Source organism: Streptomyces sp. NPDC001843, assembly GCF_042891955.1.
Taxonomy (GTDB): domain Bacteria; phylum Actinomycetota; class Actinomycetes; order Streptomycetales; family Streptomycetaceae; genus Streptomyces.
The window spans coordinates 338,424-359,158 of the sequence record NZ_JBIATQ010000004.1 but is presented as its reverse complement, the minus strand read 5'-3'; the positions used below and the strand labels follow the sequence as shown (position 1 = coordinate 359,158).

Sequence of the window (20,735 nt, the reverse complement as noted above, 5' to 3'; positions counted from 1 at the left end):
CGCCGCCGATGACCACCACCCTCGTTCCCGACGCCACCCGGCAGATCGTCCCGCCCGAGGACCGGTTCGCCACCGAACTGGCCTTCCTCGCCGCGTACGACGACGGGCCGCGTCCGCCCGCCTGGCGGCTCACCCCGCGTGCCGTCGTCACGTTCGTCATGGGCAGCGACGGCCGGGCACTGCGGCTGCCCGACGGTGCGGAGGTGCCCGAGGGGGTTCCGCGCCGACTGGTGGTGGAGGGCAAGTTCGTCGGCGACCGGGCGCTGGTCGAACGGTGTGTGGTCACGCTCGCCGGTGAGCGCGGGCTGCTGCTCGTCGGCGAGCCGGGCACCGCCAAGTCCATGCTGTCCGAGCTGCTGTCCGCCGCTGTGTGCGGCACCAGCGGTCTGGTCGTGCAGGGCACCGCGGGTACGACCGAGGACCAGCTCAAGTACGGCTGGAACTATGCCCTGCTGCTCGCCAAGGGACCCAGCCGGGAGGCGCTCGTGCCCTCGCCCGTGCTCGCCGCGATGCGCCGGGGCGCCATCGGCCGGGTCGAGGAGGTCACCCGGTGCCTGCCCGAAGTGCAGGACTCGCTGGTGTCGTTGCTCTCCGAGCGGCGTATGGCGGTCCCCGAGCTGACGGGCACCGAGGACGCCCTCGCGCACGCCGCGCCGGGCTTCAACCTGATCGCCACGGCCAACCTGCGGGACAAGGGCGTCTCGGAGATGTCCGCCGCGCTCAAGCGGCGTTTCAACTTCGAGACGGTCGGCCCGATTCCGGACCTCGACGCGGAGACCGCGCTGGTGCGCAGGCAGGCGCGGGCCGCCGTCGAGCGGGCCGGGGCGCCGTTCCAGGTGGACGACGCCGTCCTGGAGGCCCTGGTCACCGCCTTCCGTGACCTGCGCGAGGGCCGGTCCGCGGAGGGCTGGGAAGTCGAGCGGCCCTCCACTGTGATGAGCACGGCCGAAGCGGTGTCCGTCGCGGGCGCGCTGGGGCTGGCCGCGGCCTACTTCCCGGGGGACCGCGACGTGCTCGGGCTGCTGCCCGGCCATCTGCTCGGCGTGGTCCGCAAGGACGACCCGGCCGACGCGGCCCGCCTGCGCGGCTACTGGGACGGCCCCGTGCGGCGCCGCGCCGAGCAGGGGTCCGCCACCTGGCGCACCCTGTGGGACCTGCGCACGGTCCTGGAGGGCTGACGGCCGTGCCCCTCTCCGCTCCCCTCTCCCCCGACGAAGCCGTCGCGGCCCTCACCGGTCCGGCGGCGCCCTACCTCATCGGCGTACGGCATCACGCGCCGTCGCTTGCCGCGGTCGTGCCGGCGTTGCTGGACGTGGCGAAGCCGGACGTGCTGCTCGTCGAACTCCCCGCCGAGTTGCAGGAGTGGCTGCCCTGGCTCGGCCACGAGGAGACCCGTGCCCCGGTCGCACTCGCCGCCGCGCCCGGCGACGGAAGCAACGGCCCGGCCTTCTATCCGTTCGCCGACTTCTCCCCGGAACTGGCCGCCGTCCGCTGGGCGGCCCGGCACGAGATCCCGGTCGTCGCCTGCGATCTGCCGCTGGCCGACCGGGCGTGGGGCGAGGAACGGCGTGACCGGGGCCGGGCCACCGGGCCGGGTCTCGCCGGCGCCCTGCGGTCCCGGCTGACCGGCCGCCCCGGTGAAGACCTGTGGGACCGTCTCGTCGAGGCCACGGCCCCAGGCTCGCCGCCCGAGGCGGTGCGCCGGGCCGCGCTGCTCGCGGGGTGGGCGCTGCGCGAGGACGCGGCGGGGTCGGGCGGGGTCCCCGAGGTGGACCTGCGGCGTGAGCGGTGGATGCGAGGCCGCCTGGCCGACGCCACGGCGGGCGGCGAGCGGGCGGCCGTGGTCGTCGGTGCCTTCCACGCACCGGCGTTGCTGCCCTCGCCCGAGGAGGACGCACGGGACTGTGCTGTCCCGGCCGGGACGGGTGACGGCCCCACCTGGACCACCTCGTTCATCCCGTACACCTACGCGCTGCTGGACGAACGCTCCGGTTACCCCGCGGGCATCCGGGACCCGGAGTGGCAGCATCTGGTCCTCGAGGCGGCGGGTGATCCGACCGCGCTGGAGGAGGCACTGACCCGGGCTGCCGTGCGGGTGTGCGCCCGGCTGCGTGCGCTCGGCCATCCGTCGGGGCCCGCCGACGCCCGGGAGATCAGCCGGCTCGCCGGAGACCTGGCGCGGCTGCGCGGACTGCCCGCGGCGGGTCGCGGCGAGCTGGTCGAGGCGGTGCAGACGGTGCTGGCCCAGGGCGAACCGTACGGCCGGGGGCGGGCCGTCGCCCGTGCGATGGAGCAGGTGCTCGTGGGCACGCGCGGCGGACGCCCCGCACCCGGCGCACCGCGCAGTGGCCTCGCCCCCGCCGTGGAGGCGGAGCTGTCCGCTCTGGGGCTGCCCGGGCCGCAGGACGGGGCGTCCGGCGAGGCCCGGGACCTGCGCCTCGACCCGCTCCGCTCCGACCTCGACCGCCGCCGCGAACTCCTGCTGCGCCGGCTGACGGTGTGCGGTGTGCCGTACGCGGAGGCGAAGGAGGTCGTCGGCGCGGGCGGCGCGGAGGCGCTCACCTCGCGCTGGGAGGTGCGCTGGACGCCTGCCTCCGCGGTCATGCTGGCCACGGCGGGAGTGCGCGGGGTCACCCCGGCGCAGGCCGTGGAGGGCCTGCTGCGCGAGCGGCGTCGCGCGGAGCGGGACGAGGGCGGCCCCACCGCCGCCCAGGCCCTGCGCGGTCTCGAGCAGGCGGCTGAGTGCGGGCTTCCGGGCCTCGCCGACGAGCGGCTCGCGGACACCGCCGAGGTGCTGCCGCAGGCCGGGACGCTGCCCGAACTCCTCGCCGGGTTCGCCCTGCTGGACCGGCTGCGGTCCGGGCACATCGCCGGGCTCGGCGCCGACGAGGAGCGTACGGCTCGGGCCGCGGCCGTGGCCGAGGCGCTCACCGCAGCCGCGGTGCGCCAGGTGGACGGACTCAGCGGATCGGAGGACCCCGCCGACGCCCACGCCCTGCTGGCCCTCGCCCACCGCGCCGACCGGTTGGGCGGCATCCGGCTCGCCGACGCCCTCGCCCGGCTGGCCGCCGACGGTTCCCCACTGATGCGCGGCGCCGCCGGGGCCGTACGCGCCCTGCTCGGCCACGAGGACGCGGAGGCCCTCGGCGGACGCGTGGCCTCCTGGGTGGACACCGCCTGCGACCCGGAGTCCCGGTCCGCGCTGACCGCCCGGCTCACCGGGCTGCTGACCGCCGCCGGCCAGCTCCTGGAGGCCGCGCCGCCCGCCCTGGAGCCTCTGCTCGCCCGGGTGTCGGAGCTCTCCGACCAGGACTTCCTGGACCGGCTGCCCGCACTGCGGGGAGGCTTCGACACGCTGAGTCCGGCCGCCCGGGACCGGCTTCTGGCCGGTGTCGAGGAGCGCCTGGACAGCAGCCGTGCGGCGGACACCGGTGACGTCGACCCGGCGGCCCTCGCCACCTGGACGCGCGCGGACCTGGCGGCGCGCGAGGTGTTGCGGACGCTGGGGCTGCTTCCGCCGCCCCGCGCGGCGGACGGGCGCGGGCCGGCCGACGGCGTCTCAGGAACCGGCGCGTCCGCCGCACCGGACACTCCGGGCGGGGACCACCGGCTCGCCCCCGCCGACCGCTGGCGTCTGCTGCTGGGCCGCCGCACGGACCGACTGCCCCGGTCGGCGGCCGCCCTGGCCACCGCGCTGGACGAGCTGTACGGCGGCGGACGCGGCGAGGGCAGCCGGGGCGACCTCACCGGAGCAGGCCGGGGCGGCGGGCGGGAGGCGCCGTACCCCTCAGTGCGGGAGTGGTCGCAGGAGCTGGCGGCGCTGTTCGGGCCCGGCATCCGGGAGGAGGTGCTGGCGGCGGCCGCCGCGGCAGGCCGCCGGGACGTGTTCACCGAACTCGACCCCGACGCCGTACGGCCCTCGGTCGACCTGTTGCGCAGTGTGCTGCGGCACGCGGGCGGGCTTCCCGAGGCCCGGCTGGCCGCGCTCCGGCCGCTGGTGCGGCGCCTGGTCGACGCCCTGACCCGGCAACTGGCCACTCGGCTGCGCCCCGCCCTGCACGGCACGGCCCTGCCCCGCCCCAGCCGGCGTCCGGGCGGCGGCCTCGATCTGGCCCGCACTCTGCGAGCCAACCTGGCGACCGCGCGGCGCGCACCGGACGGCACGGTCCAGGTCGTCCCCGAGCGGCCGGTCTTCCGCACCCGCGCCCGCCGGGCCGCCGACTGGCGGCTGATCCTGGTCACCGACGTGTCCGGGTCCATGGAGGCGTCCACGGTCTGGGCCGCTCTCACGGCCTCCGTGCTGGCCGGGGTGCCGACCCTGTCCACGCACTTCCTCGCCTTCTCCACCGAGGTCATCGACCTCACCGACCATGTCGAGGACCCGCTGTCGCTGCTGCTCGAGGTGAGCGTGGGCGGCGGCACGCACATCGCGGCGGGGCTGCGGCACGCCCGCGAGCTGGTGACCGTGCCCTCCCGCACCCTCGTCGTTGTCGTCAGCGACTTCGAGGAGGGCTACCCGCTCGGTGGGCTGCTCGCCGAGGTCCGTGCCCTGGTCGGGGCCGGCTGCCATGTCCTGGGCTGCGCGAGCCTCGACGACACGGGACGGCCCCGGTACTCGACCGGCGTCGCGGGACAGCTCGTCGCCGCGGGGATGCCCGTCGCGGCCCTCAGCCCGCTCGAACTCGCCCGCTGGGTAGGGGAGAAGATCGCATGAACCCGGACCTGCCTCCGGTCGCCCCGTCCGTGACCGCCGAACTCGTCGGGGCGCTGCCGCCCCGGTTGCGGGGGCGACTGGACGCGGGCGTCACCAAGCTGGCCGCCCGGCCGGTCGTCGTGGACGGCGACCTCGTGCGCATCGCCGTCGACGACGACACCGACCTGGAACTGCACGCGCCCGGCGGCCTGGTGGGCAGCGCGGACGCGATCCGCTGCGGATGCCTGCTCGCCCCCGCCTGCCTGCACCGCGCCGCGGCCGCTTCGGCGGCGCCGGTCGCCGAACCAGGACCGTCCGACCCGACGGAAGCGGCGCCCCCCTCCCCCGCCGGGCAGGAACCGCCCGCGGAGCCCGGGACGGCCACCGCCGACCAGTGCGCCGCCGCCCGGGCGGTGCGTGAAGCGGCGGCGGCCGTGCTGGACGCGGGCACGGACGGCGCGGGCGCGGTGCTCCAGGCGGAGTTGCTGCGCGCCGCGCACACCGCGCGGCTGGCGGGTCTGCCCCGGGCCGCCGCCTCGGCGGTCTCCGCGGTCACGGCGGTGCGTGCGGCCCGCGCGGCCGCTCCGGCGTACCGGCTGACCGACCTCGTCGCCGACCTGCGCGAGACGCTGTCCGTGGCGCACCGGCTGCCCGCCGCCACCGGCCCGGAACTCGCGGCCCTGCGTGGCACGGTACGGCAGCCGTACACACCCGACGGTTCACTGCGCCTGTACGGCCTGTTCTCCGAACCCGTCCTCACGGCGACCGGCTATGCGGGCGCCGTCACCTGGACCGCCGACGCCGACGGCCGGCTGCACACGGTCTCCGACGTCGCCCCGGGCGGCGCCGGGCGGGCGGTGGGCGCGGCCGACCGTGCGGTGCGCATCGGTGACACCACCCTGACCCACCGCGAGTTGTCGCGTGCCGGGCTGGCGGTGTCCGGTGCCACGGTGTCGCCGACGGGACGGCTGGGTGCGGGGGCGGGGGTACGGGCGGTGCGCGCGTCCGGTGCCGACTGGAGCGGCGAGCCCCTCGACCGGCTGTGGGCCGTGCCCGTCGGCGACCAGGTCCGGCGGGCCCTGGAGGGCGGTCACGATCTGCTCTTCCTCGAGGTCGTCCTCGCCGGCACGGTCCGTGAGGCGGCGGGCGACTGTCTGCTGGCCGACTGCGGTGGACGGATGCTCCGGCTGGCCGGCGCCCACGACCACCCCGCGCTCCCCGACCGCGACAACCTCCGTCTGCTGGCCGCCGCCACGGGCAGCCGGCTGCGGATCATCGCCCGCCTCGTCCCGGCCGCGCAGCCCCGGGCCCTGCTGCTCGCCACGGAACACCCCACTGCCGCGGGGACGCGTGTGGACCTCGGTCTGGATCGCCTCCAGCACGCCGACCCGCCGGCCGAGGCGCCGTCGGCCGCCCGCCTCCCCGGTGCCGCTCCGGACGAGGCGCCGCTGCATCTGCTGCGCCGTCGGGTCCACCAGGCCGCCGCGGGAGGCCGGCGCGTGCTGGCCTTCCCCGGGGAGGGCGGCGGCGACGGTCGCCGGCTGCGCGACCACGGTCTGGCGACGGCGGGCGACCTGCTGGAAGAGCTCCGGTCCGCCGCCGCGGACCGCGGTCGCGACGCCTTCGGCCGCCTGCTGCCGGGCGACACGGACCGTTTCGCCCGTGCCTGGCTCGCCGCCGCGCTCTACACCGAGGAGGTGGACCGCGCGCTGTGCGCCGCGGCGTGGGCTGCGTGAGGTCGCCCGAGGACCACGTACGGTGCGGGCCGCCGCTCCCCCCGCACCGGCGGCCCGCACAATGGTGGAGGACAGCCGACCGATGCCGGTGTCGCTCGGTTGCAGTCTGGACCGGTGAGCGGCCCTGTCGGTATGCGTACAACTGCGTACGGCGACAACCGGAGAGAAACAGTGGCAAACGGCCTGAGCGGGGCTTATGAGCACATGCTGTCGATCGCCGTGGCGGCGCTCCACGAGCGGGAACCAGGGCGTCTGTGGCCTCTGCTGGCCTCCGCCCTGCCGGGCCTGTGCGGCGGAGAAGCGCTGATCTACAAGCTCGACGACTGGAGCGAAAGCAGCGGCACCGTCGGCATGTCACCCGGCGTCGCCGCCGCCTTCGACCGCCTCGGGGACGGCGCGCTGGGGCTGCTGCGCTCGGGATACCCGTTCGCGGACCACTACGCGGGCGACGACGACCGCGCACCCGTCACCGCACGCCGGGCGGCGGGTCGCGCATGGGCGTCGAGTTCGACGGCGCGGCTGATCGCGGACGCCATGGGCATGGACTACGTGCTGGGGATCCCCCTACGGCGGTCCGCGACGCCCGTCACCGGATGCCTCGTCTACCGCTCCGACACGGACTTCACCGACGATCACGTCCGACTCGCCCAGCGCCTGCAGCCGCTGCTGGCCGCAGTCGACGAGCAGCGCCAACTTTTGGAACGCTGGCGGGCGGCCGCCGCCGCCCCGCAGGATACGCCGGAGGCCGAGGCTCTGACGCCCCGTGAGACGACCGTCCTCCTGCTGCTCACCGACGCCCTGACCGCCGCCGCGATCGGTCGCCGTCTCGGCATCTCCTCCCGCACCGTGCACAAGCACATCGAGAACATCTACCGCAAACTCGGCACCCGCGACCGGATCAGCACCGTGCTGCGCGCCCAGCGGCTCGGCCTGGTGGCCACGCCCGGCGACCTGCCGGACCGTGCGCCGTCCGGCTAGCCCGTCACTCGCCCGCCGGACCGCGAGTCGCCGTCGTATCCGAATCGCCTGATTCATCCGAGTTCTCCGAGTCGTCCAGGTCGTATGGGACCTCGGCGATGCGCCGCTCTTCCCCGGCCAGGAGGTCCGCGTAGCGGGCGGCCAGTTAGGTGTCACCACAGGTCTGCGCTGCCGCGTGGGCCGCGCGATATAGGGCCGGGGGCGTGCGCTCGACGGTGCCGACGAGAGCCGTGCCGGTGATGAGGGACTCGTGCGCCAGGTGCGGAGGTTCACCGACCCCGGGGACACGACTCGCGGCCGGTCGCCGTGCCAGCGGGAAGGGCCTCCCCGATGCCCGCGCACATGTCGACCGCCACCAGCTTCCGCCCGTAAGGGGCGGTCACGCTCGGCCCGCCGAGCGCATGCGGATCGACACCGCCTCAGCGCAGGGCGCCCTTGGTGGCGTCGGCGATGAAGCCGCGGGCGAAGAAGGTGAACACCAGCAGCAGCGGGATCACCGACAGCAGCACTCCGGACATCACCATGCTGTAGTCGGTGGAGTGGCCCGCGTACAGCTGGGCCAGCGCCACCTGGAGGGTGAGACGGTCGGGGTTGACCAGCATCACCAACGGCAGGATGTAGTCGTTCCAGGCGCCGATGAACGTGTAGATCCCGAGGAACGCCAGGGCCGGGCGGACGCACGGCAGCACCACGTTCCAGTACAGGCGGAAGAACCCGGCGCCCTCGATGCGGGCGGCGTCCAGCAGTTCGTCGGGGACGCTGCTGCTGGTGTACTGGCGCATCCAGAAGATACCGAAGGCGTTCGCGGCGGCCGGCACGATGAGCGCCTGCAGGGTGCCCAGCCAGCCCAGCTGCGCCATGATCTCGTACTGCGGGATGATCGCCAGCTGGGTCGGCAGGATGTACATCGACAACAGCACGCCGAAGAGGAACTTCTTGGCCGGGAAGTCGTACTTGGCGAAGGCGAAGGCCGCCAGGGAGTCGAAGAACAGCACCAGCACCGTCGTACAGACCGCGACGATCACCGTGTTGAGCAGCGACCCGAAGAAGTCCATCTTTTCGAACAGGTGCCGCAGGTTGGTCATCAGGTTGCCGCCGAACCACAGTTTCGGCGGGTAGCTGTAGATGTCCTGCGAGGTGTTCGTCGCCATGACGACGATCCAGTAGAACGGGAAGACCGAGATGACCACGCCGAACATCAGCAGCACATGGACGCTCAGCCCCCGGACACGCTTGCGGTACAGGCCGTTCATGGCCGTCGCTCCTTACGCTGCACCAGGCGCCAGTTGATGAGGACGATGAGCAGGATCAGCAGGAAGAAGGCCCAGACGATCGCGGCACCGTAGCCGAAGTCGTTGTTGTCGAAGGCCTGGTGGTAGAAGTACAACAACGTGGTCAGACCGGCCTGGCCGGGTCCGCCGGAGTTGGGATTGGTGGCCGCCTCGCTGCCGAACAGCACCTGTGGTTCGGTGAAGCTCTGCAGGCCGGTGACCGTGGAGATCACCACGGTGAAGAGGATGATGGGCCGCAGCAGCGGGATCGTGATGGAGAAGAAGGTCCGCGCCGGGCCGGCGCCGTCCATCTTGGCGGCCTCGTAGAGCTCCGAGGGAATCGCCTGGAGGCCGGCGAGATAGATGATCGCGTTGTAACCGGTCCACTGCCAGGTCATCAGCGCCGCGATCACCAGTTTGATCGTCCACTCGTTGCTCATCCAGGGCACGGCCGACAGGTGCAGGCCCCTCAGGATCGCGTTGATCAGACCGAAGTTGTTGCTGAAGATCGCGCCGAAGAAGATCGCGATGGCCACCAGCGAGGTGACGCTCGGGATGAACAGGGCGACCCGGTACAGGGCCGTGAACCGCCGGGTGGAGTTGACCAGCACCGCCAGCACCAGCGCCATGAAGAGCATCGGCACGGTCGACAGCACCCAGATGACCAGGGTGTTGCGGATGGAGAGCCAGAACACCGGGTCGTCCCACAGGAAGCGGAACTGCTGGAACCCGACGAAGTGCATCGCCCCGATGCCGTCCCACTTCTGGAACGCCAGGTACACGGTGTAGAGCACCGGGAAGAGCATGAAGACCGAGAAGAGGATGTAGTAGGGCGAGATCGCCAGGTACTGCGGCCAGAACCGGGCGACGCGCCGCCGCGGCCCGGGCCGGGCCCCGGCCGACACCGGCCGGATCCGGCGGCCGTGCCGGCCCGGGCCGCCTGTGCGGCGGCCCGGAGCCGGTCGGCCGGCGGATCCGGTGCCGGATCCGGAGGACGGTCCGGTGTGGGCCGGGCCGGCTACCGGGCTTGACGTCATGTCACTTCACTCCCTGGCGCTGGGCGATCTGCTTGGCCTGGCTGACCGCGTCCTTCCAGGCCTGGTCGGGGTCCTTGCCCTTGGCCTCGATGGTGGTCAGCTCGCTGAAGTAGGGCGCCGAGACCGCCGCGTCGGCCGGGGCCTCGTAGGCGGCGGGGATCTTCTCCGCGGCCGGGCCGAAGATCTCGATGGTCTTCTGACCACCGAAGAAGGGGTCGCCACCGGTCAGTGCGGGCAGCTTGTACGCGGCCGGGGCGGTCGGGAAGAGAGCGGCGTCGGTGAAGCCGCGGGCCTCGTTCTCGGGGTCGAGGATCCAGGCGATGATCTTGAATGCCTCTTCGGGGTTGCCGCTGGTCGCGGGGATGGCGAGGAAGGACCCGCCGAGGTTGGACGGCCCGCCGGGCAGGTTCGCCACCCGCCATTTGCCCTTGGTGTGCGGGGCGGCGTTGCTGATGTCCAGGGCGTGCCACGCGGCGCCTATCTCGGTACCGAGGGCGCCGTTGCTGATGGCCGCGTTCCAGGTGTTGTCGTTGATCTTGGCGTCGATGCCCAGGGTGTAGGGCTTCACCGCGGTGGTCCAGGCGGTGCGGATGTGGTCCTGGTCGCCGATGAACTTGTTGTTCTCGTCGATGAACCTCTTGGTGCCCTGGCCGATCATCATCGTGAACACCGAGCTGATGTTGTTGACCAGGAAGGTCTTGGGCAGGGCCTTGTGCAGTTCGACACCGGCCTTGAAGTAGTCCTCCCAGGTGGACAGCTCCGAGGAGACCTTGGCCGGGCTGGTGGGCAGTCCGGCCTTCGCGAACAGGTCCTCGCGGTAGAAGGTGGCGCAGGGGCCGATGTCGATGGGGAAGCCGATGAGCTTGCCGTCCTGCGTGGTGGCCTGCTTCAGCTTCCATGACAGGTACTGCGGCATCAGCTTGTCCGCGCCGACCGTCTTGAGGTCGATGAAACGGTCGGCGTTGGGCAGGAAGGAAGCGATGTCCTCGCCCTTGATGCCGGTGATGTCCGGGGCGCTCTGAGCGGCTCGCAGACCGGTGAGCAGCTTGGTCTTGAAGTCACCGCCGACCACGGCGGTCTTGAGGGTGACGCCGGAGAAGTGCTTCTTGGCGTCCGCGACGACCTTGTCGCTCAGGCCGCCGGACCAGTACCAGAGGGTCAGGTTTTTGCTGTGCTTGCTGCCGCCCGAACCGGATTGGCCGCCGCATGCCGCGGTGACGCCGGCCGTGGCGGCCGTCAGTGCGGTGGCCTGAAGGAATCGTCTGCGGGAAAGGTCCACGATCTTCTCCTAGTTTTCGGCGTGTCCGACAGGACCTGTGAGTCGTGGGCTACGAGGGGGATGGGGCAGACCGGATGGCTGAAAAGCATCGGCGTGGTGGGAACTCTTCAGCCACCCGGGGCTTTTGACCTGGTCCTCTCGGACGGTGCCGACGCGTCTTGACGGCGGAATGCACCGTTGATCCGCTTCGACCGGAGTGGGGTCCGGATCTGGCTCCGAATTACGCAAGAGATTGCACCCGGTGCGCGGGTTTGACAAGAGGCAAGCAGGTATCGAGACATTCATGCGCGACTTTGCTTGAGTTTGGCGAGTTCGCGAGTATGGTCAGCGCATGCTCTCTGACCGAAGGCACCAGCTGATCCTGCGCTTCCTGCGTGCGGACGGGCCTACGACGGTGGTCTCCTTGGCCGAAAAGATCGGTGCGAGCCAGGCCACGATCCGGCGAGATCTCGTGCAGCTGGAGGACGAGGGACTGCTCAAGCGGGTCTACGGCGGCGCCGCGCCCCTCGACGGTGAGGACGACCCGTTCGCCGACGTGGCCATGGTCCGGGTCGAGGCGAAGGACGCGCTGGCCGTGTGGTGCGCCGACCTGGTCAGGGACGGCGAGACGATCCTGCTCGACATCGGCACCACAGCCCTTCGGGTGGCCCGCAATCTGCACGGCCGCACTCTGACCGTGATCACCAGCAACCTGGCCGTCTACGAGGAACTCCAGGACGACAAGGGCATCCAGCTGATCCTGCTGGGCGGCGTGGTGCGGCGTGACTACCGCTCGCTGGTCGGCTTCCTCACCGAGGACAACCTGCGGCAGATCCACGCCGACCGGTTGTTCCTCGGCACCAGCGGGGTCCGCCCCGACGGCCAGGTGCTGGACACCACCGCCGTCGAGGTTCCCGTGAAACGGGCGATGATCGCCGCCAGCGCACAGGTGGTCCTGCTGGCGGACGCCGGCAAGTTCCCCGGCACCGGCATGGCCCGGGTGTGCGGCCCGGAGGAGATCGACATCGTGGTGACCAACGCCCCGGGGGACGAGAAGACCTGTAATCGACTGCGTGAGGCGGGAGTTGAGGTGGTCGAAGTATGAGACTCACGATCCTGGGCGGTGGAGGTTTCCGGGTCCCGCTGGTCTACCGGGCGCTGCTGAGTGACCGCGGCGAAGGACGTGTCACCCACGTGACCCTGTACGACCTGGACGCCTCCCGGCTGACGACCATCGGCAAGGTCCTCGCCGACCAGGCGGCCGGGCACCCCGACCCGCCCACCGTCGCGGTCACCACCGACCTGGACGAGGCGGTGACCGGGGCGGACTTCGTGTTCTCCGCCATCCGTGTGGGCGGCCTAGCCGGACGGGCGGCGGACGAGCGGATCGCCCTGGAGGAAGGCGTCCTGGGCCAGGAGACCGTCGGCGCGGGCGGCATCTCCTACGGGCTGCGCACCATCCCGGTGGCGCTCGGTATCGCCCGTCGCATCGCCGCCCTGGCACCCGACGCCTGGGTCATCAACTTCACCAACCCCGCCGGCATGGTCACCGAGGCCATGACCGCGCGCCTGGGCGACCGCGTGATCGGGATCTGCGACTCTCCGGTGGGCCTCGGCCGTCGCGTGGCCGGAGCACTCGGCGTCGACCCGGCGCGCACCCGCCTCGACTACGTGGGCCTGAACCACCTGGGCTGGCTGTGCGGTCTGTACGCCGACGGCCGGGACCTGCTGCCGTCACTGCTCGAGAACGAGGCCGCGCTGACCTCCTTCGAGGAGGGCAAGCTCTTCGGAGCCGACCTGCTGCGCACGCTCGGCGCACTGCCCAACGAGTACCTCCACTACTACTACTTCCACCGCGAGTCGGTCGGCTCCGCGCGAGCCCTGGGGCAGACGCGCGGCGCCTTCCTCCACTCCCAGCAGCAGCGCTTCTACGACGCCATGGACACCGTCGGCGTCGACTCGCCCGCTCCCCGCGCCGCCTGGAACGCATGGGACGCCACCCGCCTGGAACGCGAATCCACCTACATGGCCGAGAACCGCGACGCCGTCGGCATGGGTGAACGGGACTCCTGCGATCTGGAGTCCGGCGGGTACGAGCAGGTGGCGCTCGCCCTCATGCGGGCCATCGCTCTGGACGAGCGCACCACGCTGGTCCTCAACGTCCGCAACCGCGGCCGCATCCCCGTCCTCGACGACGACGCCGTCATCGAGGTCCCCTGCCACGTGGACGCCAACGGTGCCCGGCCCATCGCCGGAGCCCCGCTGCCCGACCACGGCCAGGGCCTGGTGCACGCGGTCAAGGCCGTCGAGCGGGCGGTGATCCAAGCCGCCACCACCGCCGACCGCGCCCACGCGGTCAAGGCACTGACGATCCACCCGCTGATCGACTCGTACACCGTCGCGAAACGCCTCCTCGACGCCTACCAGCGGCACTTCCCCGAGCTCGGGTACCTGGGCCGGTGACGGTTCTCAGCGGCAGTCGAGCAGGCCCGCGTGGCGCTTGGCGTCGAGTATCCGGCGCACACTGTCGTCGACCTTGGCCCGGAACGTTGCGTCCTGCCGCATCCGGGTCTGGATGGCCTGTGCCATCGCCGGTACGGTGCTCGGCTGCACCGTGAGGACCATGTCTCCGCCGGCCGCGACGAAGTTCACGGCCCGCTGGGCAGGGCTGAAGGAGCGTACCGCGACCGCGTTCCCGAGGTCGTCCGAGATGACCACTCCCTTGAAGCCGAACCGGCTGCGCAGCAGGTGATCGATGACCGTCGGTGAGAAGGCCGCCAGATGCCTGGGATCGATCTTGGTGTAGGTGGCCGACGAGACCATCACGAACGGTGCCCCTGCCCGGATCCCGGCCCGGAACGGCGTGAGGCTGGAGCTGTCGGCGGTCGTCACCGAGTCCACGACGTTCGCGGTGGTGTCGGTGTTCCCGATCACCTGGCCCAGCCCGGGAAAGTGCTTGAGCGTGGTCATCACGCCCGACTGCGCGAAACCGGCGGCGAAGGCCCCGGTGTGGGAGGTCACGGTGTCCGCGGTATGGCCGTACTCGCGCTGGAAGGAACCGATGGGGATGTTGCGGGTGCCCAGAGCGGCCGGGACCACGTCGGCGACCGGTGCCAGGTTCAGGTCGACCCCGGCGGCCTTGAGCTGCTCGGCCCATCCCGCGGCCTGGGCACGCAGCGTCGCGGTCGGCCAGCTGCCCTGGGTCAGGCCGCTGGGCATGGCCGAGAAGCCGGGGCCGTGGAGCACCTGCACCCGGCCGCCCTCCTGGTCGGTCGCGACCAGGAGTCCGACCCTCCGGCCGGCGACCTGGTCCGCTTGGCCCCGGAAACCGTCGACGAGTTCTCTGGTGGCGGCCGTACCGGCGGTGCTGCGGCCGGTCAGCATCACGGACCCGACATGGTTGTCACGCAGGGTGCGCAGCTGGGCCTGGTCGGGCAGGGCCGCGGACACGCCCCCCATGAGGAGCTGTCCGGCCCGCTGAGCAGTGGTCATGCCGGACAGGTACCGGTCGATGCAGGTGGCGGCCGATGTCGACGGAGCGGTGCTCGCGGGGGCCGGGGCGGCATCGGCGCTGGTGCGGCTCGGCAGCGCACTGGCGGCACCCGGGTCCCGCGTGCCATGGCTGGCAGAGGGGGATCGGGGGGAGTGAGCTGTTCCCCCGGGCGCGGCTGACGCACCGCAGCCTGTGACGGCGAGCGCCAGAGTGACCAACGGGACCCCGGTGCGCAGGGCTGTGCGGCGGCTCCTGTGCTGCTGCCGGACGCGTATTGTCATGCTTTCTCTCCCGGCGTGGACGAGCCGGGCTGCCGCGTGCTGCGCAGCCGCTTCCGTCACGGCGAGCCCGGCTTGCTGCATCCCCCACACCGTACGTTATTGGGCATTTGTTCGCCCCCGGAGGGCGTGAGCGGCGGACCGGTGCGGCGGCACTACTTCGGTGCCTGGAAGCCGCCGATCCTCTGCTCGAGCAGCTCGGCCAGACGCAGCGGGGTGCGGTCCTCGAACATCGGGCCGATGAGCTGCACTCCCACCGGCAGGCCCTCCGGGGACCGGCCCGCCGGCACGGCGGTGGCGGGTAGGCCGGGCATGGTGGGCAGACCGGCCCAGACGAGCTGGTCGAGGTACGGGTACTCGGCGCCGTCGATGTCGATCCGGCGTTCCCTCGGGTCGGGGTTGTGGTCGTGCGGGAACGCCGGAGTGGGAGTGATGGGGCACACCACGGCGTCGAACTCGGCGAAGAACTGCCGCCAGCCGTGGCGGTGGCGTTCACGACGGTTGTTCGCCTCGATCCAGTCGCGGTGGCTGAACACCATGCCGCGCAGCCGCGCCGCGTCGAGGCTCTGGTCGTCCGCGCTCAGTCCGGCGGCACGGGCCTGCAGGTACTCGTACGTCTCAACGGGAAAACGCGCGCTGGTGCTCGAGAACAACAACTGCGTGTAGAGCACAGCGGCCTCGGTCAGATCGGGCAGCAGTGGACTGTGCCGCAGGACGCGGGCGCCGTCGTCGGCAAGCGCGTCGGCCACCCGGTTCACGCCCGCCCGCACCGCGGACCCGGTCGGAATGAGCGGATGGTCGTCGAGGACCAGCACCCGGAAGTCACGGAGCCGCTCGTGGCGCGCGGGCGGCAGCCTCAGGTCGTACGCGACGCCGTGCGTCAGCGGGTCCGGTCCGGCCATCACGTCGAGCAGGAGCGTGAGGTCGCGGGCACTGCGCGCCATCGGACCGACGACGACGAGGTCGGCCTCGGCCGGGAAGGCCGGCACGGCCGGCGGGACCATGCCGCGGTTCGCCGCCAGCCCGAGTGTCGGCTTGTGCGCGTACACACCGCAGAAATGCGCGGGTGTGCGCAGCGAACCGGCGAGGTCGGAGCCGATGGACAGCGCGCCGAACCCGGCCGCCAGGGCCGCCGCCGAGCCGCCGGAGGATCCGCCGGACGTACGACGGTGGTCCCACGGGTTGTTGGTGGTGCCGTAGATCTCGTTGAAGCTCTGAATGTCCTGCAGCCCCAAAGGCACATTGGTCTTACCGAGCACCACCGCGCCCGCTGCCTTGAGTCGCGACACCTGCACCGCGTCCTCGGCCGGCATGTGGTTCCGGTGCGGCGGCATGCCCCACGTCGTGGGCAGCCCGGCGATGTCGTAGGACTCCTTGACCGTCACCGGAATACCGAGCAGCGGCAGGTCCTCACCCCGGGCGCGTGCCTCGTCGGCGCCGCGCGCGGCGGCCCGCGCGCGGTCGAAGTCCGGCACACAGATGGCGTTGATCGCCTTGTCGTCCCGTTCGATACGGGCGATCGCCTCGTCGGTCAGTTGGACAGAGGTCACTTCACCAGCGCGTAAGGCAGCCGCGAGTGCTTCGGCCGTCTGAAGACTCGATTCCATGCGTCAGACCGTAACGGCCTCTGGGGCGGGTCATGAAATGGCTTCTGCCGCAAGAGAGTTGACGTCCCGATACCGCCGTTCCGGCTGACGGTGAGCCAAGTAGGGCTTGTTGCACAGTTCTGGGGGTTCCTGCCTCGACGATGTGCGCCACGTCACGCATTTCCAGGAATGTCTCAGTTGTCTGCATCACAGCGGAAATGTCCATTTATCGTCCATGCTCGAGCCGGATGCCGACTCCCGAAGTGGAGCGTATCCGCAACCCCTTGGGCATGGAGTTCCAAAGTGACCCATGACACAGCATTCGCGACATTCCCTCATGTTCCCTCTGAAAGGTGCCTCATTATGGCCGCTTACCTCTGTCCTCCTGCCGTGATACACGGCGAGCACGCCGTGGAGACCAGCCAGATCGTTGCGGAGGTGCGCGACCGGCATCCGCACGCGGCGTGGGCGCCGCGGATCGACGGCATCGCGGCGAGCACGGGCATCGAGACCCGCGGGTGGATGCTGCCGCTGGAGGCCGCCGTCGCGCCCGGCAACGGCGGCGGCCTGCGGGCCGTCGGCATCGGATCGGCCCAAGAGGCGCTGGCACGCGACGGGTTCACCCAGCAGGACGTGGACCGCGTGATCGCCGCACTCGAGGCGATACCCGCGCCGCAGACCGTCCAGGAGCGCACCGCGCCGGCCTGGGAGGCCGTGCAGGCCTACGGGGAGCGTGCGGCCCGCGGTGCCCTGCAGATAGCCGGGCTGGACGCCGCGGACGTCGACTGCCTGATCACCAGTCACTCCACCACCCCCGCGCTGCCGGGTCTGGACATCGCCCTCACCAACAGGCTTCCGCTCCGCGACGACGTGATGCTGCTGCCGGCCACGCAGTGGGCCTGTATCGCGGGGACCCGGTCCCTGGCGTTGGCGGCGGATCTCGTGGCCGCGGACCCCGACCGGGTGGTCCTCGTCGTGATCGCGGAGGCGCTGAGCACGACCTACCAGCCCGCGGACGGCACTCTCGAGTCCCTGATCGTCCGGTTGCTGTTCGCGGACACCGCGGTCGCCGCGGTGGTCACGGGCCGCCCCAGGCGTGAGTCGACGCTGCGGCTGGACGCCGCCTGGCACCACACCCTGCCCGGCACCCAGGACCTGCACCGCCTGGACACGCGGGCGGACGGCACCCACTTCGTGATGGACCGGCGCGGGCCGCGCGCCGTACAGGAGACGGTCACCGCGATGTGGGAGTGGCTGCGCGTCCGTTACCAGGACGAGCCCGACTCCTGGCATCCCGACGCGCTGCTGGCACATCCCGGCGGCACCCGGGTGCTGGAGTACATGGAGCAGACGATGCCCGACGCGTGGCCGTCCGGGCTGCTGGATCACAGCCGGGACAGCTACACCAGCGGCAACCGCGGAGGCGCCGCCGTGTTCGACATCATGCGGCGGGCGTACGACGCCGGGCAGAAGCCGGGCGATCGCGCCGTCCTGTACGCGGCGGCACCGGGCCTCACCGCCACCGCCCTGGAAGGGGAGTGGCTGTAGTACGCCGACCGAAGCGCACGCCGCCCCTGCCCTCGCCGTGCTCCCATGGGCCGGTGAAGCCCCCGGCCCATGGCCGCGTCACCTCGCGACTTCCGCCCAGACCACTTTTCCGGTGTCCGTCCATCGGACCCCCCACCGGGTGGTGAGTCTGTGCACGACGTGCAGGCCACGACCGTCGTCGTCGAGGAGACCGCCCCGGCCCAGACGTGGCCTGCCGTTGCCGGTGTCACCCACCTCGCACAGCAGGCCGTGACCGGTCCTGATCAGCCGTACCGTGACGGGGCCGGTGGCGAAGCGCACCGCGTTCGTGACCAGCTCGCTGACCAGGAGCAGCACGTTGTCCCGGGTGTCCCCCCTGGTACGCCATTTCCGCAGCAGCGCGGAGACCTGCGCGCGGGCACGGGCGGGTGCGTCGTCGCGGGCGGGCAGCCGCCAGGTCGCGGTGTCCCCCTTGCGGTAGCCGATCATCCGCGCCAGTAGCAGGGTCACATCGTCGCGCCGGCGCACAGGTGCCAGCGCGGAGACGACGTGCCGTGCCGTCTGTTGCAGGGAGTCCCAGGGGTGCACCCTGGACACGGCGTCCGCCAGCCTGGCGATGCCCTCGTCGATCGACTCGACCGGATTCTCCACCAGGCCGTCGGTGTAGAGGGCGAGCAGGGAGCCCGGAGGCGCGTCGAACCTGTGTACGTCGAACGGCTCCCGCAGCGCGAACTCGGCGCCGAGGCCGGGGTGCGGGCGGACCGCGAGCGGACGCGCGTGCCCGTCCGGGGAGACCAGGACCGGCGGGAGGTGACCGGCGCTCGACAGGGCGACATGGTGGCTGACCGGGTCGTAGAGGGCGATGCAGCAGGTCGACCCGAGGGCGCTGTAGCCGGCCGCCAGCCCGGACTCCGCGTCGTCCAGCAGCGTCACGGTCTTGTCCAGGTGCTCCAGTACCTCGTCCGGCGCGAGCCCCGCGGACAGCAGCGCGCGGGCCTCCATGCTCAGCTGGCCCATGGTGGCCGCGGCTCCAAGACCGTGCCCGACGACGTCGCCGACCACCAACGCGGTACGGCCGTCCGGCAGCGGAAAGCTGTTCACCCAGTCGCCGCCGACGCCCGCGCTGTCGGGGGTGGCGGGCTGGTAGACGCTGGCGATCTCGACGGTGTCGCCGCCGGTCCGGGGCAGCAGCCGGCGCTGCAACGCCAGCACCTGTGTGTGCTCGCGCTGGTGCTGACGGGCCAGGTCGACGTGATGGGCGGTCCTGGCGACCAGTTCCTGCAGGTCGAACAGCTCGCTGTCGCGGAAGGGGCAGTCCGCCCGCCGCCAGACCTCCGCCACGCCCAGCACCACGGGCGGCGCGCGGTCCAGGACCAGCGGTATGCAGGCCACACCCGCCGACCGGTCGCCGGGCACCAGGGCACGCATCACTCGCGGACTGCCGAGCACCCGTTCAACCGTCTCCCGGTCGGGTATGACGATGGCCTGTGGTGCGTCGTCCCGGCGTACCGCCTGCGCCAGCAGGCGACTCGCGTCGCTGGGGAGATCGTCGCCCGGAGTCACGTAGCCCTCCGGCCACGCCCGGTCCGGCACCAGGGCCGCCCGCCGCAGCCGGATACGCCCCTGCCCCTGACCGGTGACCCCCTCGCCCGTCCACACGGCGAAGTCGAGGTCGACGGCGGCCACGTCCCCCCAGGCCAGCAGGGACTGCGCCAGCGACTGCGCGGTCTCGCCGATGTCCAGCGAGGTGCCGATCGCGGTCTCGGCCGCGTACAGGTGCAGCCTCCTGGCCATGGCGATCAAGGAGACGGTCAGGCCCTCCTGGGGCGCGGCGGCGGGCAGGATGCTCAGCGAGACCACCAGCTCCGACCCGTCGCAACGGCGCAGGCGCTGGATCCGGGCGACGTGTGCCTCACCGGTCTCCAGAACCTGCCGCAACCGTCGTGTGACCGTCGGTACGTCCCTGGGGGGCAGGAGATCGACGAAGGAACTCCCGATCACGGCGTGCAGCCCCGCGAACACGGGGGCGTCCAGATTGCAGCGGGTGATTCTCAGGTCCCTGTCCAGGTTGACCGCGCCGAGAATCTGATCCTGCTGGCCGGCCGCCGGGTCGCCGGGTACGCCACGGCGGACGGCACGGTCGTCCTGCGCCTGGGCAGGGCCGGCGGCCGCGGCCGCTCCGCCGCCCGGGATGTAGCGCCCCAGGGCGCTGCTGACCAGGCCGAACGCCGAGGAGGACGAGGGAGAGGGTGTGGAGTCCATGCGGCTCTCTCAGCAATCCCCGGCGCAGCGCCGGGGCCGTACTCGAAAACCATGCGCCGGGGCCCCGAGCCCCCTGACCGCACACCTCATTGAATAACACCGGGGGTCGCTTCGCCCACACCAGCGGATCGCGCGGTGACCGCGGACGGTGAGGGAACGCCGCGACCGGGCTGTCACCCCAGGAAGCTCAGTCGCACCTGGCGGTCCGGATTGTCCCTGTTCGTGTCCACCAGGCACACCGACTGCCACGTCCCCAGTTCCAGCCGTCCGTCGACCACCGGCAGGGTCGCGTGCGGGGGGACGAACGCGGGGAGGACGTGGTCGCGGCCGTGGCCGGGGCTGCCGTGGCGGTGCTGCCAGCGGTCGTCGGCGGGGAGCAGGGTGTGCAGGGCGGCCAGGAGGTCGTCGTCGCTGCCGGCGCCCGTCTCGATGATGGCGATGCCGGCGGTGGCATGGGGGACGAAGAGGTTCAACAGGCCGCTGCGGCCGGCCGCCACCTCGCCCAGGAAGGCCTCGCAGTCGCGGGTGAGGTCCGCGACCCGCTCCCGGGAACCGGTGGCGACGTGCAGCACTCGGGTGGTGAAGGCGTCTGACATGCCCCCATCCTCACCGCTGC

At 72.2% G+C, this 20,735-nt stretch carries 15 protein-coding genes; 8 read left to right on the top strand and 7 right to left on the bottom strand.

Annotated features, from left to right (window positions below):
- Positions 1-8: 8 nt before the first annotated feature.
- The 4 genes from ACFYZQ_RS13065 to ACFYZQ_RS13050 all read left to right on the top strand — a co-directional run bounded on the left by ACFYZQ_RS13065 (position 9) and on the right by ACFYZQ_RS13050 (position 7,407).
- Positions 9-1,178 (top strand): AAA family ATPase, encoded by a 1,170-nt coding sequence (locus ACFYZQ_RS13065; protein ID WP_389145637.1) that lies wholly within the window; start codon positions 9-11, stop codon positions 1,176-1,178.
- A gap of 5 nt (positions 1,179-1,183) precedes the next feature.
- Positions 1,184-4,714 (top strand): DUF5682 family protein, encoded by a 3,531-nt coding sequence (locus ACFYZQ_RS13060; RefSeq protein WP_389145634.1) that lies wholly within the window; start codon positions 1,184-1,186, stop codon positions 4,712-4,714.
- Positions 4,711-6,429, top strand: coding sequence for a hypothetical protein (locus ACFYZQ_RS13055; protein ID WP_389145632.1), 1,719 nt, complete (start codon positions 4,711-4,713; stop codon positions 6,427-6,429). The genes ACFYZQ_RS13060 and ACFYZQ_RS13055 overlap by 4 nt, the downstream gene beginning before the upstream one ends.
- 204 nt (positions 6,430-6,633) lie before the next feature.
- On the top strand, positions 6,634-7,407 hold the full coding sequence (locus ACFYZQ_RS13050) for a LuxR C-terminal-related transcriptional regulator (RefSeq protein ID WP_389146232.1): 774 nt from the start codon (positions 6,634-6,636) through the stop codon (positions 7,405-7,407).
- A 419-nt stretch (positions 7,408-7,826) separates the two neighbouring features.
- Here ACFYZQ_RS13050 and ACFYZQ_RS13045 read toward each other — a convergent pair whose 3' ends face one another.
- The 3 genes from ACFYZQ_RS13045 to ACFYZQ_RS13035 are packed head-to-tail and all read right to left on the bottom strand — an operon-like array spanning position 7,827 to position 10,994.
- A complete protein-coding gene (locus ACFYZQ_RS13045; RefSeq protein ID WP_389145629.1) occupies positions 7,827-8,660 on the bottom strand; it encodes a carbohydrate ABC transporter permease in 834 nt (277 codons plus the stop codon).
- Positions 8,657-9,715: a carbohydrate ABC transporter permease gene (locus ACFYZQ_RS13040; protein ID WP_389145626.1), complete on the bottom strand. Its 1,059-nt coding sequence runs from the start codon at positions 9,713-9,715 to the stop codon at positions 8,657-8,659. Before ACFYZQ_RS13040 ends, ACFYZQ_RS13045 begins: the two co-directional genes overlap by 4 nt.
- Before the next feature lies 1 nt (position 9,716).
- Complete coding sequence (locus tag ACFYZQ_RS13035; protein WP_389145623.1) at positions 9,717-10,994, bottom strand: extracellular solute-binding protein; 1,278 nt, start codon at positions 10,992-10,994, stop codon at positions 9,717-9,719.
- Positions 10,995-11,325: 331 nt separating this feature from the next.
- Here ACFYZQ_RS13035 and ACFYZQ_RS13030 point away from each other — a divergent pair, with 331 nt between their 5' ends.
- Positions 11,326-12,078 carry a DeoR/GlpR family DNA-binding transcription regulator gene (locus ACFYZQ_RS13030; RefSeq protein ID WP_389145620.1) on the top strand — a complete coding sequence of 251 codons (753 nt, stop codon included), beginning with the start codon at positions 11,326-11,328 and terminating at the stop codon, positions 12,076-12,078.
- A complete protein-coding gene (locus ACFYZQ_RS13025) occupies positions 12,075-13,436 on the top strand; it encodes a 6-phospho-beta-glucosidase (RefSeq protein ID WP_389145617.1) in 1,362 nt (453 codons plus the stop codon). The genes ACFYZQ_RS13030 and ACFYZQ_RS13025 overlap by 4 nt, the downstream gene beginning before the upstream one ends.
- 6 nt (positions 13,437-13,442) lie before the next feature.
- On the opposite strand, the gene ACFYZQ_RS13020 is transcribed toward ACFYZQ_RS13025, so the two are convergent.
- Entirely contained in the window at positions 13,443-14,465 is a 1,023-nt protein-coding gene (locus tag ACFYZQ_RS13020) for a glycoside hydrolase family 3 N-terminal domain-containing protein (RefSeq protein ID WP_389145614.1), read from the bottom strand.
- On the opposite strand from ACFYZQ_RS13020, the gene ACFYZQ_RS13015 reads away from it, so the two are divergent.
- Positions 14,464-14,622, top strand: coding sequence for a hypothetical protein (locus ACFYZQ_RS13015; protein ID WP_389145611.1), 159 nt, complete (start codon positions 14,464-14,466; stop codon positions 14,620-14,622). The genes ACFYZQ_RS13020 and ACFYZQ_RS13015 overlap by 2 nt on opposite strands.
- A gap of 277 nt (positions 14,623-14,899) precedes the next feature.
- On the opposite strand, the gene ACFYZQ_RS13010 is transcribed toward ACFYZQ_RS13015, so the two are convergent.
- Entirely contained in the window at positions 14,900-16,351 is a 1,452-nt protein-coding gene (locus ACFYZQ_RS13010) for an amidase (RefSeq protein ID WP_389145609.1), read from the bottom strand.
- Between the two features lie 342 nt (positions 16,352-16,693).
- On the opposite strand from ACFYZQ_RS13010, the gene ACFYZQ_RS13005 reads away from it, so the two are divergent.
- Positions 16,694-17,878 carry a type III polyketide synthase gene (locus tag ACFYZQ_RS13005; RefSeq protein ID WP_389145606.1) on the top strand — a complete coding sequence of 395 codons (1,185 nt, stop codon included), beginning with the start codon at positions 16,694-16,696 and terminating at the stop codon, positions 17,876-17,878.
- Positions 17,879-17,956: 78 nt separating this feature from the next.
- Here the strand turns inward: ACFYZQ_RS13005 and ACFYZQ_RS13000 are convergent, their stop codons facing one another.
- Positions 17,957-20,119, bottom strand: a complete 2,163-nt coding sequence (locus ACFYZQ_RS13000) for a SpoIIE family protein phosphatase (RefSeq protein WP_389145603.1) — start codon at positions 20,117-20,119, stop codon at positions 17,957-17,959.
- Positions 20,120-20,292: 173 nt separating this feature from the next.
- Positions 20,293-20,715, bottom strand: a complete 423-nt coding sequence (locus tag ACFYZQ_RS12995) for a secondary thiamine-phosphate synthase enzyme YjbQ (protein WP_389145600.1) — start codon at positions 20,713-20,715, stop codon at positions 20,293-20,295.
- Positions 20,716-20,735: the final 20 nt, after the last annotated feature.